The organism is Nocardiopsis alba, from assembly GCF_000710955.1.
Lineage (GTDB): Bacteria > Actinomycetota > Actinomycetes > Streptosporangiales > Streptosporangiaceae > Nocardiopsis > Nocardiopsis alba.
On sequence record NZ_BAZE01000006.1, the window covers coordinates 347,134 to 363,901 of the forward strand.

Sequence of the window (16,768 nt, forward strand, 5' to 3'; positions counted from 1 at the left end):
CCGTCAATCCACCAGGATTCGCTCCAGAGCCGTGGCGAACAGGTCCGGATCGTGCCGGGGGCCACCGTCCCCCATGCTCAGCTCGGCCAGCTCCAGACGCCCTCCGAGCTCGCCCACCACCGCCTCCAACGGCAGCGGGTCCTCCACCGTCCCGGTGTCGGCCAGCACGACGTCCACCCCCAGCTTGGGGGCGTGCTCGCGCAGCACCTCCAGGTAGGTCTCGGGCCGGAAGTCGTCGGTCTCGCCCTTCTGGGGCGACAGGTTCAGGGCCACCAGCCTCTTGGCCCGGGTGGTGACCAGGGCGTGCGCCAGATCCGGCACCAGCAGGTGCGGCAGCACACTGGTGAACCACGAACCGGGCCCGAAGACCACCCAGTCCGCCTCGCGTACCGCCTTGACCGCCTGCGGACTGGCCGGCGGCTCCTCCGGAAGCAGGGAGATGGATCGCACCCGACCACTGGTGCTCGCGCAGGCCACCTGGCCGCGCACCGTGGTGAGCTCGTGCGGACGCTCGGGGTCCACCCCCTCCACCTCGGCGGAGATCTCCAGCGGGGCCGAGGACATCGGCAGGACCCGACCGTGGGCGCCCAACAACTGCCCCACCCAGTCCAGCCCCGCCACCGAATCGCCCAAAAGCTCCCACAGGGCCACGATCAGCAGGTTCCCGACGGCGTGGCCGTGCAGCTCGCCCTCCGAACGGAAACGGTGCTGGAGCACCTGGGTCCAGGTGTGCCCCCATTCGTCGTCCCCGCACAACGCCGCCAAGGCCATCCGCAGATCACCCGGTGGCAGCACCCCCAACTCCCTGCGCAGCCGCCCGCTGGATCCGCCGTCGTCGGCGACGGTCACGATCGCGGTGACGTCCGTGGTCACCCTGCGCAGCGCCGACAACGAGGCGTACAGGCCGTGCCCGCCCCCCAGCGCGACCACCCGTGGTGGCCGCGAGTCGTCGTCCCCGTCCGGCCCGTCCGGCGCGGTGCTCTTCGCCATGCCTTCGGCCTGCCCCCTCGTCCCGTGGTCCCTCGGACACTCCGGCCCCTACCGTCACTCGACGGCGTACGAACGATCGACCCGCCACCGTGCCCCGTCGGACCCGGGCCCTCCCGGGCCGGGGCCGATGGCGATCGGGCCAATGTAAGTGAAGACGCCACTCTTGGCGATTCGGTTCACCACACCGGGCGGACGTGGATCACTCCCTTCCGACGTCCCGGTGGACCACGTGCACGTCCACCCCCAGACCCCGCAACCGCTCGCCGAACTGCTCCGCCATCGCCACGCTGCGGTGCTTGCCCCCCGTGCAGCCCACCGCGAACGTCATGTAGTGCTTCCCCTCACGCTGATAGCCGGCGATGATCAGCTTGAGGACGTCGACGTAGGACTCCAGCATCTCCTTGGCGCCGTCCTGGGAGAGCACGTAGTCGCGCACCGGCTCGTCGCGCCCGTTCATCGGCCTGAGCTCGGGCACCCAGTGGGGGTTGGGCAGGAAACGACAGTCCAGGACCAGATCCGCGTCGACCGGCAGACCGTGCTTGAAACCGAAGGACACCACGTTGGCGCGGGTGCGCACCTCGTCGCTCTCACCGAAGAACCCGATCACCCGGGCCTTGAGCTGGTGCACGTTGAGCTGGGAGGTGTCGATGACCAGGTCGGCCTCGCCCCGGACCGCCCGCAGCGTCTCCCGCTCCAGCGAGATGCCGTCGGTGAGCCGCCCGTCGCCCTGGAGCGGGTGGGGGCGGCGCACCCCCTCGAACCGACGGACCAGGGCCTCGTCGGAGGCCTCCAGGTAGAGGACGCGCGCGACGATGTCGCGCTTGCGCAGCCCCTCCACCGTGGACAGCAGGTCCTCGGTGAAGGCCAGCGAACGCACGTCCACCACCACCGCCACCCGGGGCACCGCCCCGTGGGTACGGCCCGCCAATTCGATCATCGTGGGCAGCAGCCCCGGCGGCAGGTTGTCCACCACGAACCAGTCCAGGTCCTCCAGGGCCCTGGCCGCCGTGCTCCGTCCCGCACCGGACATCCCGGTGACGATGACCACCTCGGGTGGCAGTTCCCCACCCAGTTCGACCGTCATGTGTCTCCTCCCCCGTCCGTCTTCCGGTCTCTCGTCGCCCCTGAACCCTCGTCACCGGCTCCGGTGGGGCCACCGGAGAGGTGCTCGTGCACGGCCTCGGCCAGCTTGGGGCCGATACCGGGCACGGCCGCGATCTCCTCGACACTCGCCGAGGCCAAACGCTTCACGGAACCGAACTCCTTGATGAGGGCGCTCCGCCGCGCCGGACCGAGCCCCGCGAGCTCGTCCAGGCTGCTGCCGGTGAGCGCCTTGGCACGTTTCTGCCGGTGATAGCGGATGGCGAAGCGGTGGGCCTCGTCACGCACCCGTTGCAGAAGATAGAGCCCCTCCCCGTTGCGGGGAAGGATCACCGGGTCCTCGTCGTCGGGCAGCCACACCTCTTCCAGGCGTTTGGCCAGCCCGCACACGGCCACGTCCTCGATCCCCAACTCGTCCAGGGCGCGTCGCGCCGCCCGGGCCTGGGGAAGGGCGCCGTCCACCACCACCAGGTTGGGCGGATAGGCGAACCTACCGGGGGTCGGTTCCTCTCCCCCGGTGCCGGCCCCCTGGTCGTCGGGGCCGCCCATCCTGGCGACCTCGCCCGACCGGGAGCTCTCCTCCAGATAGCGGCGGAAACGCCGGGAGACCACCTCGTACATGGCCGCCACGTCGTGCTGTTCCGAGCCGCCCACACCGCTGCCGCGGACCGAGAAGCGGCGGTACTCGGACTTACGGGCCAGCCCGTCCTCGAAGACCACCATGGAGGCGACCACGTGCTCGCCCTGGAGGTTGGAGATGTCGAAGCATTCGATGCGCAACGGCGCCTCCGGCAGATCCAGGGCCTCCTGGATCTCGTTGAGGGCCCGGCTCCGCGTGCTCAGATCGCCCGCGCGGTGCGTCTTGTGCCGGGCCAGCGCCTCACGTGCGTTGCGATCGACCGTCTCCATCAGGGACTTCTTGTCCCCACGCCGCGGCACCCGCAGGTCGACCGTCGATCCCCGATGCTCCGACAACCAGACGGCGACCGCCTCCCGATCGGAGGGCTCATGGGAGACCAGGACCTCGCGCGGTACGGAGGTGCCCGTGCCCTCGGTCTCCTCGTCCCCGTCCAGCGCCCCGTAGATCTGGCGCAGGAAGGTCTGCATCAGCTCGCCCGTGTCGGCGTCGCTCACCCGGTCGACCACGTAACCGCGTCGCCCCCGGATCCGTCCGCCGCGCACGTGGAAGATCTGGACCGCCGCCTCCAAGGGGTCGTCGGCCATGGCGATGACGTCGCAGTCGGTGGAGTCGGGCAGGACCACGGCCTGCTTCTCCAGAGCGGCGCGCAGGGCCTCGATGTCGTCGCGCAGACGCGCGGCCCGCTCGTACTCCTGCTCGCCGGCCGCCTCCCTCATCCGCCCTTCGAGCTCCTTCAGGAACCGTCCGGTGTCACCGGCCAGGAAGGCACAGAAGTCCTCCACCAGGTCCCGGTGCTCCTCCGGTGAGGCACGGCCCACGCAGGGGGCCACGCACTTGCCGATGTAACCGAGCAGGCAGGGGCGACCGCTGTTGCGCGCCCCGCGGAAGACCCCGGCCGAGCAGGTGCGCACCGGAAAGACCCGCAACAGCAGGTCGACGGTCTCCCGGATCGCCCAGGCGTGCGAATAGGGGCCGAAGTAACGGACGCCCTTGCGCTTGGCGCCCCGCATCACCTGAACGCGCGGGAACTCCTCGTTGAGCGTCACCGCGAGGTAGGGGTAGCTCTTGTCATCGCGATACTTGACGTTGAAGCGCGGATTGTACTGCTTGATCCACGAGTACTCGAGCTGGAGGGCCTCGACCTCGGTGCCGACGATCGTCCAGTCCACGTCGTCGGCGGTGGAGACCATCTGTTGGGTACGCGGATGCAGGCCCGCGAAGTCACGGAAGTAGGAGGACAGCCTCGACCTCAGGTTCTTGGCCTTGCCCACGTAGATGACCTGGCCGGACGCGTCGCGGAACCGGTAGACGCCCGGCTCGGTGGGGATCGATCCGGGCGCGGGTCGTAGGTGAGGAGTCGCAGCCATGCCCCCATTCTGATGTGTCACGGCGACAGACGGCCACTCGTCGGCGCGAACGGCACAGTGCCGCGTCTCACTTCCGGGTGCTCCTTCCCGCAAACGTCACGATTGGGTATCCACATAGTCTAGGTTGGGCGGGTACCGACGGACTTCCCGACGTAAGGGACCTCGACCCGGAAAGACCGCGTTCTCGTCCCAAAGGACTCGAAAACCTCTTTCATCGGGCCTTTTCAGCATCAAGGAGGAGACCTTGATGGCCACGTTCGCCCACTCCGGCACGTGGACCGCGACACCCGCGACACCCACCCTCCCCGAGGCGGGGATCCCTCCCTCCTCTCGGCCCGACACCCGGGCCCGCACCCGACGAACAGACGAACGACAAGGGGGCTCCACATCGTGACCGTCGAGCACTGGATCGCGATCGGCATCGCCATTGCGCTCTCCATGGCCCTGGTCTTCGCGTTGCACTGGCTGCTCAACCACAAGTTGGGCAAGATCTGGCCGATGGCGCGATACGTGGTCTCGCGATCCGCGGTGACCGCCTACACCGCCGCGGCCGTGGTGGGCGCCAACCTGGCGCTGCCCAGCGTGGGCGACGTCGGCTGGAGCACCTACCAGACCATCCAGCACGCGATGCAGATCCTGATGATCGGCACGCTGACCGCCCTGGGCATCAGCCTCGCCTACGCCGCCACCGACATGGTGCTCCAGCGCCTGTCCGCGAGCAACGGCGACGCCGACCGCCGGGCACGCCGCCTCCAGACCCAGGTCCGTCTGCTGCGCCGGGTCATCACCTCCATCATCGTCGTCCTGGCGATCGCCGCCATCCTGTTCACCTTCGACGCGGTGAAGGCGCTGGGCGCCGGACTCCTGGCCTCCGCGGGCATCATCGGTATCGTCGCCGGTGTCGCCGCCCAGTCGACCCTGGGCAACCTGTTCGCCGGACTCCAGCTCGCCTTCAGCGACGCCCTCCGCATCGGCGACGTGGTCGTGGTCGAGGGCGAGTGGGGCCGGGTCGAGGAGCTCAGCCTGGTCAACGTCACCATCAAGATCTGGGACGAGCGCCGCCTGGTGGTCCCGGTCGCCAACTTCACCACGACCAGCTTCGAGAACTGGACGAAGTCGGGCACCAACATCACCGCCAAGGTGCAGCTCCCCCTCGACTGGGAGGTGCCCATCGCCGAACTCCGCGAGGAGGCCGGCCGTCTGATCACCTCCAGCGATCACTGGGACGGGCGCAGCTGGTCCTGCCAGGTCGTGGACATCAGCGAGAGCGGCGAGGTGATGGTGCGCGTGGTCGCCACCGCCGCCGACACCGGAGCCCAGTGGAACATCGCCTGTGAGATCCGCGAACATCTCATCACCTGGCTGACCACCCACTACCCGGAGTCCCTGCCGCGCAAGCGCACCGAGTTCGTCGGCGGCGAGGAGGACTCCTCCTACGCCTCGCGTTTCCCCACCTCGGCCTTCCGCCGCAGCGTCGCGGCCTCCGCCCTGGCCCACGACGACGCGGGCGACGCGCGTTCGGGCGACCCCGAGGAGGTCTGACCCCCTCCCCGACGTACGAAGCGGCCCCGTCGAGTCCGACTCGACGGGGCCGCTTCGCGTCGACGTCCACCGACCGTGTCAGTCGAGGATGATGTCCTCACCATCGATGGTGACCGTGAAGGGCTCCAACGGCTCCTGGGCCGGCCCGGTGACCGGCTCGCCCGAGGTGATGTCGAACTCGCTTCCGTGGCACAGGCAGCGGATCACCTCGTCCTCCACCTCCTGCACGGTGCATCCACCGTGGGTGCAGGAGGCGCTGAACGCCTTGTACTCGCCCTTCTCGGGCTGGGTGACGACCAGCTTGCTCTGACTGAAGACCGCCCCGCCGCCCTCGGGCACCTCGTCGACCTGACCGATCACGTGACCGCGGCGTATCTCCTGGGGGTCCGGAGGTTCGCCACAGGCGCTCACAGCGGTGACGGCCGCCGCCGCGCCCGCCGTACCGAGCAGACGCCGCCTGCTCACCCCGCACCCGCATGTCCTCTTTCCGGCCACGACCGAACGCTCCTCACCTGCGCCTGACAGTCCACTACGAACTGTAGTAGCCCGCCCGGAGTGCCCGATCCCGCCCCTCACGTGGCAGGGCGGCCGGGTACGGAGCGGGGCCCGCGTCACCGGAGGGCGACGCGGGCCCCGAACGGACCGAAGAGAGGGTCAGAGCATCTTGGCGAGGAAACGACCGGTGTAGGACTCCGCGACCGCGGCGACCTCCTCCGGGGTCCCCTGGGCCACGACCATGCCACCGCCGGAACCGCCCTCGGGGCCCATGTCGATGACGTGGTCGGCGGTCTTGATGACGTCGAGGTTGTGCTCGATGACGATCACCGTGTTGCCGCTCTCGGTCAGCCGGTCGAGCACGCCCAACAGCTTGCGGATGTCCTCGAAGTGCAGACCCGTGGTCGGCTCGTCCAGCACGTACACGGTGCGCCCGGTGGAACGGCGCTGAAGCTCCGCGGCGAGCTTGACCCGCTGGGCCTCACCGCCCGACAGGGTCGTGGCCGGCTGCCCCAACCGCACGTAGCCCAACCCCACGTCGCTGAGCGTCTGGAGGTGGCGGCGGATCGCGTTGATCGGCTCGAAGAACTCCAGGGCCTCGGAGATGGGCATGTCCAACACCTCGGAGATGTTCTTGCCCTTGTACTTCACCTGAAGGGTCTCCCGGTTGTACCGGGCTCCGTGGCAGACCTCGCAGGGCACGTACACGTCGGGCAGGAACTGCATCTCGATCTTGAGCGTGCCGTCGCCCGCGCAGGCCTCGCAACGGCCGCCCTTGACGTTGAAGGAGAACCGGCCCGGCTGGTAGCCGCGGGTCTTGGCGTCGGTGGTCTGCGCGAACAGCTTGCGCACGTGGTCGAAGACCCCGGAGTAGGTGGCCGGGTTGGAACGCGGGGTACGACCGATCGGGCTCTGATCGACGTGCACCACCTTGTCGACCTTGCCGGTGCCGTTGACCCGCAGATGCCGACCGGGCACGTCGCGGGCGCCGTTGAGCTCCTTGGCCAGGGCCTTGTACAGGATCTCGTTGACCAGGGTGGACTTACCCGAACCGGACACACCGGTGACCGCGGTGAACACCCCGAGCGGGAAGGTCACGTCGATCCCGTCCAGGTTGTTCTCCCGCGCCCCTCGGACCACCAGTTCGTGGCCCTTGGTGACCGGCCGCCTCAGCTTGGGCAACTCGATGGCGCGCCGCCCCGACAGATAGTCGCCGGTCAGCGAGTCGGTCGAGGTGAGCAGCTCGTCGACGATGCCCGAGACCACGACGTGGCCGCCGTGCTCGCCCGCGCCGGGGCCGATGTCCACGACCCAGTCGGCGGCGCGGATGGTGTCCTCGTCGTGTTCGACCACGATGAGCGTGTTACCGATGTCGCGCAGCCGCTGGAGCGTCTCCAACAGGCGGGCGTTGTCGCGCTGGTGCAGCCCGATGGAGGGCTCGTCCAGCACGTAGAGGACGCCCACCAGCCCCGAACCGATCTGGGTGGCCAACCGGATGCGCTGGGCCTCGCCGCCCGAGAGCGAACCGGACGAACGCGCCAGGCTCAGGTAGTCCAGACCCACGTCCAGCAGGAACCCCAGCCGGGCGTTGATCTCCTTGAGCACCTGGGAGGCGATGACCATGTCCCGGTCGGAGAGCGTCAGGTCGGCGAGGAAGGCGGCGCTGTCCCGCAGCGACATCGACGCGACGTCGGCGATCGAGCGACCGCCCACGGTCACGGCCAGCACCACCGGCTTGAGCCGGGTCCCCTCACAGGTGGGGCAGGGCACCGTGCGCATGTAGCCCTCGAGGCGCTCGCGCGTGTGGTCGCTCTCCACCTCGGAGTGGCGGCGCCGCACCCAGGGGACGACCCCCTCGAACTCGGTGTAGTAGGAGCGGCTGCGCCCGTACCGGTTGCGGTAGCTGACGTGCACCTGGGTGCCGTGCCCCTCCAGGATGGCCTTGCGCGCCTTGCGGGGCAGACGCTCCCAGGGGGTGTCCAGGTCGAAGCCGATCGCCTCGCCCAACGCCGTGAGGATCCGCTCCCAGTAGCCGCTGTTGGGCCCGCCCGACCAGGGCGAGATCGCCCCTTCGGCCAGGGTCTTCTCCGGGTCGGGGACCAGCAGGTCGGCGTCGACCTCCATGCGGGTGCCCAGACCGGAGCAGTCGGGGCAGGCGCCGTAGGGGGCGTTGAAGGAGAAGGAGCGCGGTTCGAGTTGTTCGAAGGAGAGGTCGTCGTAGGGGCAGTACAGGTGCTCGGAGAAGACCTTCTCGCGCTCGGGGTCCTCGGCGTCCAGGTCGACGAAGTCCAGCACGATCGTGCCGCCGGCCAGCTTCAGCGCCGTCTCGATCGAGTCGGTGAGCCGGCCCGGGGAGCCGGGCTTGACGCTGAGCCGATCCACGACCACCGCGATGTCGTGCTTGTCGTAGCGGCCCAGCTTGGGCGCCTCGTCCAGCCGCACCGCCTCGCCGTCGACCACCGCGCGGGTGTAGCCCTTGGACTGGAGTTCCTTGAAGAGTTCGACGTACTCGCCCTTGCGGCCGCGCACGACGGGGGCCAGCACCTGGAAACGGGTGCCCTCGGTCATCTCCATGACCCGGTCGACGATCTGCTGCGGGCTCTGCCGGGCGATCTCGCGGTGGCACTCGGGGCAGTGCGGCACGCCCACCCTGGCCCAGAGCAGGCGCAGGTAGTCGTAGACCTCGGTGATGGTCCCGACCGTGGAACGCGGGTTGCGGCTGGTCGACTTCTGATCGATGGAGACCGCGGGCGAGAGGCCCTCGATGAAGTCGACGTCGGGTTTGTCCATCTGGCCGAGGAACTGGCGGGCGTACGCCGAAAGGGACTCGACGTAGCGGCGCTGGCCCTCGGCGAAGATCGTGTCGAAGGCGAGCGAGGACTTGCCCGATCCGGACAGCCCGGTGAACACGATCATGGAGTCGCGTGGCAGATCCAGGGACACGTCCTTGAGGTTGTGCTCCCGTGCTCCACGCACCACCAGTTGTTCGACCATCGAGTGAGACATCCTTCGGCTGTGACGCACCGGACGTCCAACCACGTCGCGTGACGTCGGTTGACCCGTGCGGCTTCGCGGTACGGCGGTCGCGGACCCATCAGGGCCGCCTCGGCCTCGGGGCCGGGCCGCTGAGGGGAAGCGGGGAGGAGGAGATCCCTACCCCGTCCGACAAGACCAACGATCGCCCATGACGGTTTCTTCCACCAGAAGAGAGTGGTGGTGCCCATGACGCTCCGGCGTCAGAACACCACCACTATAGACGAACAGCCGTTCGAAACGACGAGGTTCGGCTCGATCTCCTCGATCGGATCCGGCCGGATCCGGCCGGGGTCAGGAACCCTCGATCGCCTCGCTCTCGGTCTTCTTCTTCGAGTCCGAGCGGGACTTGATCAGGCTGCCGACGACGGTGATGGTCATGATGCCGATGATGACGGTCAGCGAGGTGCCGATGCCGATGTCGATGACGTGGACGCCGTTCTCGTGCAGCGCGTGCAGGATCATCTTCACACCGATGAACACCATGATCGCCGACAGGCCCCAGCTGATGTAGGCCAGACGGTCCATCAGCCCGGCCAGCAGGAAGTAGAGCTGGCGCAGACCCATCAGGGCGAAGGCGTTGGCGGTGAAGACGATGTAGGCGTCCTGGGTCAGACCGAAGATCGCCGGGATGGAGTCGACGGCGAAGACCAGGTCGATGACGCCGATCGCGACGATCACCAGCAGCATCGGGGTGACGTGACGACGGCCGTCGAGCTTCACCGTGAGCTTGGCGCCGTGGTAGTCGTCGGTGACCGGCCAGAAGCGCTTCACCAGACGGACCGCGGGGGTCTGGGTGAAGTCCTTCTCCTCCTCGTCGCCCTTCACGTGGTCACGGACGATCTTGTAGCCGGTGTAGATGAGGAAGACGCCGAAGAGGTAGAAGACCTCGCTCCAGGCGTTGATGACCTGGGCGCCCAGGACGATGAAGACGCCGCGCATGATGATCGCCAGGACGATACCGACCAGCAGCACCTCGTGCTGGTACTTCTTCGGCACCGCGAACGCCGTCATCAACAGATAGAAGACGAAGAGGTTGTCGATGCTCAGGCTCTTCTCGGTGACGAACCCGGCGAAGTACTCCGCGCCCGAGGTCGCCCCGCCGAAGTACATGAGACCGAGGCCGAACACCACGGCGATACCGATGTAGAAGACAGCCCACCAGGCGGCCTGCTTGATCCCGAATTCCTTGGGACCCTTGGTCTTGCTCCAGGGGTGGTCGACGATGATCAGATCCAGCGTCAGGATCAGGATCATGGCCGCGATCGTGGCAGCCCAGACCCACAGGGGAACGTTCACGGACGGATTCTCCTCCGGTCGGTGCGCGCGAGCGTTGTGCGCGCACGATAACGAACCGGAGGTCTCTCCCGCCCACACCGGAACGGTGTGGACCGACGGAACCGGGAGCACGCCCTTGTACTCCGTGATGACGGCGCCGCCGCGACAGGGATACTCCCCTCACGTGGTGAAGTAGGCGCATGAAGCGCACCCGACCAGGGTACGCCACACGAGCCGAAGATCAGCATGCCATCAAAAGATCGGTAAGGAAAATCGCCGGCCCGGTGGTACCGGGGCCACCCCGGGGACACATTCACCAGACCGTTCCGCCGGCCACCGCCCCGTCCGAAGGCGACCGGGGCTCACCCCCGCGTCACCGCCTTGTACAGAGCGCACGCGGCCTCCACCGCGTCCTCCTCGTCCGGCAGGTTCCGGGCCGCCTCGCGTGAGCGCGCCCGCAGATCGGCCGCGTACTCGGGATCGTCCAGCACACGCCCCACCGCCGCGGCGAACGCCCCGGCGTCCCCCGGCGGCACCATCTCCACCGTGCCCTCGTACAGGTCCGGGATCCCACCGACCCGGGTCGCCACCACCGGAAGCCCGGCGCGCAACGCCTCCATGATCACCAACGAGGGCCCCTCCCAGCGCGAGGGCAGACAGAACAGGTCCGCGGCCGCCAACAGATCGGCCACGTCGCTCCGACTCCCGAGCATGCGCACGTCCGCGTCCATCTCGGCGGCGGTGTCGTGCAGCCTCCCCCACAGAGGACCGTCCCCGGCGATCGCCACCACCGGCTCGGGCGCGCGGTCGGCGATCGCGGGCGCCGCCTCCAAGAGCACGTCCAGCCCCTTCTGCTCGGCCAAACGCGCCACGGTCAACAACAGAGGGCGTTCCGGGGTCACCGCCAGATCCCGACGCGTCTCCTCCCGCCCCTTGATCGTGCCGCCCGTGTCCGGAGCCGCCACCACCGCCGGTCGGGCGTCCGCGGCGCCCGCCGCGCGCAGCCGGCGCACCAGGTCGCCGGAGACCCCCGTCACCAGATCGGCCCTGGCCGCCACGATCCGCTCCAGCACGGGGAAGGCCGCCGACAGCGGCCCCGAGACCGAGGGCGGGGCGTTGTGCGCGGTGACCACCAACGGGCGCGCTCCGGCCAGGGCGCACAACGCCCCCGCCCGCATACCGTGCGCGTGCACCACGTCGGCCCCGCCCAACAGGGCCCGCAGCCGCACCACCGCCCGCGGATCGTTCCACGACGGCGACGGGCCGATCCGCACCTCCGAGAACCGCATGCCCGCCTCGGAGAAACCGAACTCCCGATCGGCCTCGGGCGGCCCGACCACCGCCACCCGGTGACCCCGCCGACGCAGCCCCTCCCCCAGCGAGCGCACGTGGCGACCCACACCTCCGGTACTGCTCCCGATCACCAACGCGATCCGGTCGTTCACCGCGTCCCCCTCCTACGTTCGAGTACGTTCCGGGCCCGATCGGCCACCGCTCGCACGGCGGTGCGGTCCACCAGGACCGCGACCGAACCGAAGACCACCAGCGCCGCGCATCCGGCGCCCATCGCCGCGACCACCGCGGCACCGGTGCCCCCCTGCGGAGCGATCTCGGCCACGAACCGGCCCACCGCCGTACCGGCGCCCCCGCCCAGTACCGCGGCGGCCAGGGAGCGGGGCAGCCCCACCAGACAGGCACGTCCGTGCGCGCGGACCACCCCGACGCACAGCAGGGCCGCCGCCAGACTCAGCCCGATGGCGGTACCCGCCCCCAGGCCCGCGATCGCCCACCCCGTCGGCGACGCCGAGACCAGCGCGACCGCGCACACCATCACCACGACCCAGCCCACGACCTGCGCGGCGGCGGCTCGACGACCGTGGTGGGAGGCGTACAGGGCACGACCGAGCAGGGCCACCAGCGCGAACCCCACGACACCCGGCGCGTAGGCGAGCAGGGCCCGCTCCAACGGCAGGGGATCGACCTGGGCGAACACCGACGCCACGGGGCCGGCCGCGCCGGCCAGAGCGGTGCCCGCGGCGGCGGTGATCACCACCGCGGCCTTGGCCGAGGCCGACACCAGCCGGGCGAACCCCTCCCGGTCGTCCTCGGCGTGGGCCACCGTCAATTCGGTGAAGGCGCTGGTGGCGATGGGCACCGCGATCACCCCGTAGGGCAGTGTGAACAGTGCCCACGCGTAGCTGTAGAGCACCGCGGCCCCGGCGCCTCCGCCCCAGTTGGCCAGCGCCACCGCCACCAGCAGCGACACCTGCATGGCCACCAGGGGCAACAGGGAGGCCATCGCCAGGGCCCGCACCCTGGCCCCCACACCGGGCGGGAAGGTCAGACACGGCCGCGGCCGCAACCCCAGCCCCCGGGCCGGCACCAGGGCCGTGACGAACAGCGCCACCACGCCCAACGTGGTGCCCAACGACAGGACGAGCTCCGCCGGAAGCGGCAGCCCCGCCGGATCCCGACGGTGCCCCTCCCCCAGGGGCACGAAGGCCAGGTAGGCGGCGATGACCACCAGACTGGACACCAACGGGGCCAACGCCGGCCCCAGGAACCTGCGGTGCGCCTGCAACACCCCGTACAGCACGGCGGCCAGCCCGTAGAAGACCACCTGGGGCGCGAACACCATCAGCATCCGGGAGGCCAGGGAGAGCAGAGCGGCGTGGTCGCAACCGCCCGCCCCGCCCAACATCAGCGCCATCGCCGGCACCGAGGCCAGGGCGAGCAGCGCCGCCAACGGCAGGGAGAGCAGCAGTACCCAGGTGATCAGCGCGGACGTGGTGTGGCGGACCTGGTCCCTGTCGCCGTTGCGGACCGCGGCGGCCAGCACCGGCACGACCATGGCGGTCAGGGCCCCGCCGATGACGATCTCGAACAACACCGCCGGCAGTTGATTGGCGGTCACGTAGGCCGTGCCCAGACAGGTGTCGCCGACGGTCTGGGAGAAGACGACGGTACGGCCGAAACCGGCCAGCCGCGCCCCCACCGTGACCACGGCGATGAGCGCGGCCGCGGCGGCGACCCCCCGGGTCACCTCGCCGTCACGAACCGGCCGGTCCTCACGTACCCCGCCCACCCGTCACCTCCGGAGCGTTCCTCCCCCAGCGGTCCAGACGGCGCAGCGCCGGCACCCGCTCGATCACCCGGGAGAAACTGGTGACCTCGCTGGCCAGGGTCAGACCGACCACCCCGCCCAGCAGTGCCGCCCGGACCGGGCGCGAGGCCTGGGCCACCGCGGCCACACCCAGGGCCGCGCCCAGGGCGTTGGCCCCGGCGTCGCCCAACATGGAACGCTCGGCCAACTCATCGGGCAACAGTGCCGCCGAGGCGCCCAACACCGGGCCCACCAGGGGCGCGGCCGGGGTGACCAGAGCCGGTGCCGCCGTGAGCAGCGCGAACTTCACCGCGCGGCCGGGACGCAGATCGAACAGGTTGATCAGATTGGCGCCCGCCGCGATCAGGGCCCCGTCCATCAAGGTGTCCAACGGACCCCGACGCAGCAGGGCGGCGGCCACGATCCCGGTCGCCCCGATCCCCGCCATCTTCACCGCCCCGGTCGTGACCTCGCCGCGACGCAACGCGCCCAGATGGCCGCGCAGCCCCTTGGCCCGGTCCGATCCGGCCAGATCATCGTAGGCGCCGAACCCGGCCGCGCCCGCGGCGGCCACGATCGAGGCCGCGCGCACCCGCGGGGACACCCCCGGGGCCAGCGCGGAGGCCGCGCACACACCGGAGGCCAGGGCCGGCCCCTCCTTGAGGGTGACGGTCCTCCCCCGGAAGTTGGTCCGCCGCCAGGCCTCGGAACGTCCGGGCCCCCGGGTGATCAGACGGTAGGTGGAGCGGGCGGCCAGCCCGCCCAGGACGACCCCGGTCAGCCCTCGGGCGGCCAGGGTCGGGATCCGGTCGAACACGACGGTCACTCCTCCTCTCCGGAGGCGGAGCGACGGGCCTCGTCCTGTTCGCCCGAGGAGGCGTCGGCCTCGGGGGCCTCGGGGTCCTCGCTCGCGATCGGTCCGGGCAACGGTTCGGGCAGGAAACCCGAGACGCCCTCGCCGATGCCGTAGGCCCCCCGGGTCCCCTCCAGGGCCCCGGCCAGGGCCAGCACCGTGACCACGTCACCGGTGGGTCGACCGGCCACGTCCACCGTGCTGTAGGGGGCCTCCTCCGCCAGGGCACGGGCGATCAGACCGCCCTCACCGGCGGCCTCGGTGCCCCCGGCCAGGACCGTGGGGCCCACGGTCTCGCTCAACGCCGTGGTGAACCCGGTCAGGAGGGTGTTGGCCGCCTCGCTCTCCCCTTCCGGAGCCCCGGCCGGGGCGACCACCAGCAGGGCGTCGGCGGACCGGGCCGGGTTCCCCCGCACGCTGATCAGGCCGCCCTCCTCGAAGGCGGCCAGGACGGCCTCGGCGCCCTTGGAATCGTCCTCGTCGGAAGGGCGGGCGCTCTCCTCGACGTCCTCTTCGCGGGGGCCCTCGCTCGCCCCCTCCTCAGGGGCCTCGGGGGTCTCCGTCTCCTCGTCGAGCCCGACGGCCAACGCCCGACCCAGCTCGACCCCCGCCTTGTCGTAGGGGCCGCCGGTCAGGTCCTCGGGGGTCAGGGACACCTGGAGGGCGAGCTCGTCGACGAACGTGGCGCCACCGTCGTCGACGAAGGCGTCCTCCAGGGACACCCGCCCTTGGACGTCGGCCCCCGCCGCCTCCGCCCGTTCCTCCAAAGAGGCCACCATGTCCTCGTCCGCCCCGGGAGCGCCGATCACGACCAGGCCGACGTCGCGCAGCCGATCCTCCAACACGTCGTCGCCGACGGCGTCGGCCAGACGGTCGGCCCCCTCGTTGAGCCGATCGGCGCTGTCGCGCTCGGCCCTGAGCTCCTCGCTCTGCCCGCGCAGGTCGGCGGTCTCGGACTGGAGCGTGTTGAGCAGCGGGTCCTGGAGCATCGTGGTGCCCAGGACCAGCCCGACGGTGAGCGCCAGGAACACGGCGACGATGGACACCAGGTGGTAACGGAAGTCGATCACGTGAACAGCCCCGTCAGCGAGTACACGAACGCGTCCCAGCGCGCCGCGAGAAAGGTGAGGTAGACCTGGCCGGCCGGTGAGCAGTAGGCGGCGACCACGATGGTCAGAAGGCACGCGGCCACCAGGCCCAGCAGTGCCCACGGAGAGATGCGGGAACGGTACAGACGGCTCACGCCCTTGGCGTCGACAAGCTTGCCGCCGACCCTGAGCCGGGTGAGGAAGGTGCTGGCCATCCCGGCGCGACCCTTGTCGAGGAACTCCTCCATCGTGGCGTGGGTGCCCACAGCCACGATGATGCTCGCCCCCGCCCCGTCGGCGAGCATCATCGCCACGTCCTCGCTGGTGCCGGTCGCGGGGAAGACCACGGCGTCGTGCCCCAGGTCCCGCAGCCGTTGCAGTCCGGGCGCCCGACCGTCCCGATAGGCGTGCACCACGAGTTCGGCGCCGCTGCTCAGGGAACGGTCCGAGACCGAGTCGAAGTCGCCGACGATGATGTCGGGCCGGTATCCGGCCTCGATCACCGCGTCGGCTCCGCCGTCCACACCGATGATGACCGGGCGGAACTCGCGTATGTAGGGTCTGAGCGCCGCGATGTCCTCGCGATAGTGGTAGCCGCGGACCACGATGAGGACGTGTCTTCCCTCCATCGCGGTACCGATCGCCGGGATCCCGATCCCGTCCAACAGAAGATCGCGCTCGCGTTGCAGGTAGGCCATGGTGTTGGCGGCGAAGGCCTCCAACTGGGTCGCCAGACCGGCACGGGCCCGGTGCATGGCCTCCTCCACCGTCTCCCGGTCCTGGAGGACGCCTCGGGCGACGACCTCCTCTCCCCGATAGAGGGTGTCGCCCTCCAGACGCAACCGTTCCCCGTCGCGCACACGGGTGAAGACCTCGGGATCGACGTCGTCCAGCAGGGGGATCCCCGCGCCCACGATCAACTCCGGCCCCTGGTTGGGGTAGCGGCCGCTGATGCTGGGGGCGACGTTGAGCACGGCGCCGACCCCGCAACCGACCAGCGCCTCGGCGCTGACACGGTCGAGGTCGACGTGGTCGATCACGGCGATGTCGCCGGGGCGCAGCCGCTTGGTCAGGTTCTTGGTACGACGGTCCGAGCGGACGGGAGCGACCAGCCCGGTGGAGGTCTCCGCCCGAGAGCGTCGGAATCGCATGACTGTCGCGCTGAGCGCATCCGATACCTTCATCGCTGGCATACTGTCAGAACTCACTCACGTAGAGTTACAACAGTCGGCCGATCGGCGTTTTCGGGGCAAAACGTCGCCGGTGTCCGCTCAGGAC

Annotated in this window: 12 protein-coding genes; 1 reads left to right on the forward strand and 11 read right to left on the reverse strand. The window is 70.1% G+C overall.

Annotated features, from left to right (window positions below):
• Nucleotides 1-3: 3 nt before the first annotated feature.
• The 3 genes from TR33_RS13940 to uvrC all read right to left on the reverse strand — a co-directional run bounded on the left by TR33_RS13940 (nucleotide 4) and on the right by uvrC (nucleotide 4,098).
• A complete protein-coding gene (locus TR33_RS13940) occupies nucleotides 4-990 on the reverse strand; it encodes a gluconeogenesis factor YvcK family protein (protein WP_017535441.1) in 987 nt (328 codons plus the stop codon).
• 199 nt (nucleotides 991-1,189) lie between these two features.
• Nucleotides 1,190-2,074, reverse strand: coding sequence for an RNase adapter RapZ (rapZ, locus tag TR33_RS13945; RefSeq protein WP_014913217.1), 885 nt, complete (start codon nucleotides 2,072-2,074; stop codon nucleotides 1,190-1,192).
• Nucleotides 2,071-4,098 carry an excinuclease ABC subunit UvrC gene (uvrC, locus tag TR33_RS13950; RefSeq protein WP_014913314.1) on the reverse strand — a complete coding sequence of 676 codons (2,028 nt, stop codon included), beginning with the start codon at nucleotides 4,096-4,098 and terminating at the stop codon, nucleotides 2,071-2,073. The genes rapZ and uvrC overlap by 4 nt, the downstream gene beginning before the upstream one ends.
• Before the next feature lie 390 nt (nucleotides 4,099-4,488).
• Here uvrC and TR33_RS13955 point away from each other — a divergent pair, with 390 nt between their 5' ends.
• On the forward strand, nucleotides 4,489-5,640 hold the full coding sequence (locus TR33_RS13955) for a mechanosensitive ion channel family protein (RefSeq protein ID WP_014908560.1): 1,152 nt from the start codon (nucleotides 4,489-4,491) through the stop codon (nucleotides 5,638-5,640).
• Nucleotides 5,641-5,718: 78 nt separating this feature from the next.
• On the opposite strand, the gene TR33_RS13960 is transcribed toward TR33_RS13955, so the two are convergent.
• The 8 genes from TR33_RS13960 to steA form a co-directional block, all read right to left on the reverse strand.
• A complete protein-coding gene (locus TR33_RS13960) occupies nucleotides 5,719-6,105 on the reverse strand; it encodes a Rieske (2Fe-2S) protein (protein WP_014911936.1) in 387 nt (128 codons plus the stop codon).
• 189 nt (nucleotides 6,106-6,294) lie between these two features.
• Nucleotides 6,295-9,129 carry an excinuclease ABC subunit UvrA gene (gene uvrA / locus TR33_RS13965; protein ID WP_014910945.1) on the reverse strand — a complete coding sequence of 945 codons (2,835 nt, stop codon included), beginning with the start codon at nucleotides 9,127-9,129 and terminating at the stop codon, nucleotides 6,295-6,297.
• A 333-nt stretch (nucleotides 9,130-9,462) separates the two neighbouring features.
• Nucleotides 9,463-10,467: a TerC family protein gene (locus tag TR33_RS13970; protein ID WP_014912469.1), complete on the reverse strand. Its 1,005-nt coding sequence runs from the start codon at nucleotides 10,465-10,467 to the stop codon at nucleotides 9,463-9,465.
• Nucleotides 10,468-10,808: 341 nt separating this feature from the next.
• On the reverse strand, nucleotides 10,809-11,891 hold the full coding sequence (locus tag TR33_RS13975; protein ID WP_014913624.1) for a glycosyltransferase family 4 protein: 1,083 nt from the start codon (nucleotides 11,889-11,891) through the stop codon (nucleotides 10,809-10,811).
• Nucleotides 11,888-13,531: a murein biosynthesis integral membrane protein MurJ gene (gene murJ, locus TR33_RS13980; protein WP_042283512.1), complete on the reverse strand. Its 1,644-nt coding sequence runs from the start codon at nucleotides 13,529-13,531 to the stop codon at nucleotides 11,888-11,890. Before murJ ends, TR33_RS13975 begins: the two co-directional genes overlap by 4 nt.
• Complete coding sequence (locus TR33_RS13985; protein WP_017535445.1) at nucleotides 13,515-14,375, reverse strand: hypothetical protein; 861 nt, start codon at nucleotides 14,373-14,375, stop codon at nucleotides 13,515-13,517. Before TR33_RS13985 ends, murJ begins: the two co-directional genes overlap by 17 nt.
• Nucleotides 14,372-15,472, reverse strand: a complete 1,101-nt coding sequence (locus TR33_RS13990; protein WP_014912520.1) for a copper transporter — start codon at nucleotides 15,470-15,472, stop codon at nucleotides 14,372-14,374. The genes TR33_RS13985 and TR33_RS13990 overlap by 4 nt, the downstream gene beginning before the upstream one ends.
• On the reverse strand, nucleotides 15,469-16,641 hold the full coding sequence (steA, locus tag TR33_RS13995) for a putative cytokinetic ring protein SteA (protein ID WP_014912133.1): 1,173 nt from the start codon (nucleotides 16,639-16,641) through the stop codon (nucleotides 15,469-15,471). Before steA ends, TR33_RS13990 begins: the two co-directional genes overlap by 4 nt.
• Nucleotides 16,642-16,768: the final 127 nt, after the last annotated feature.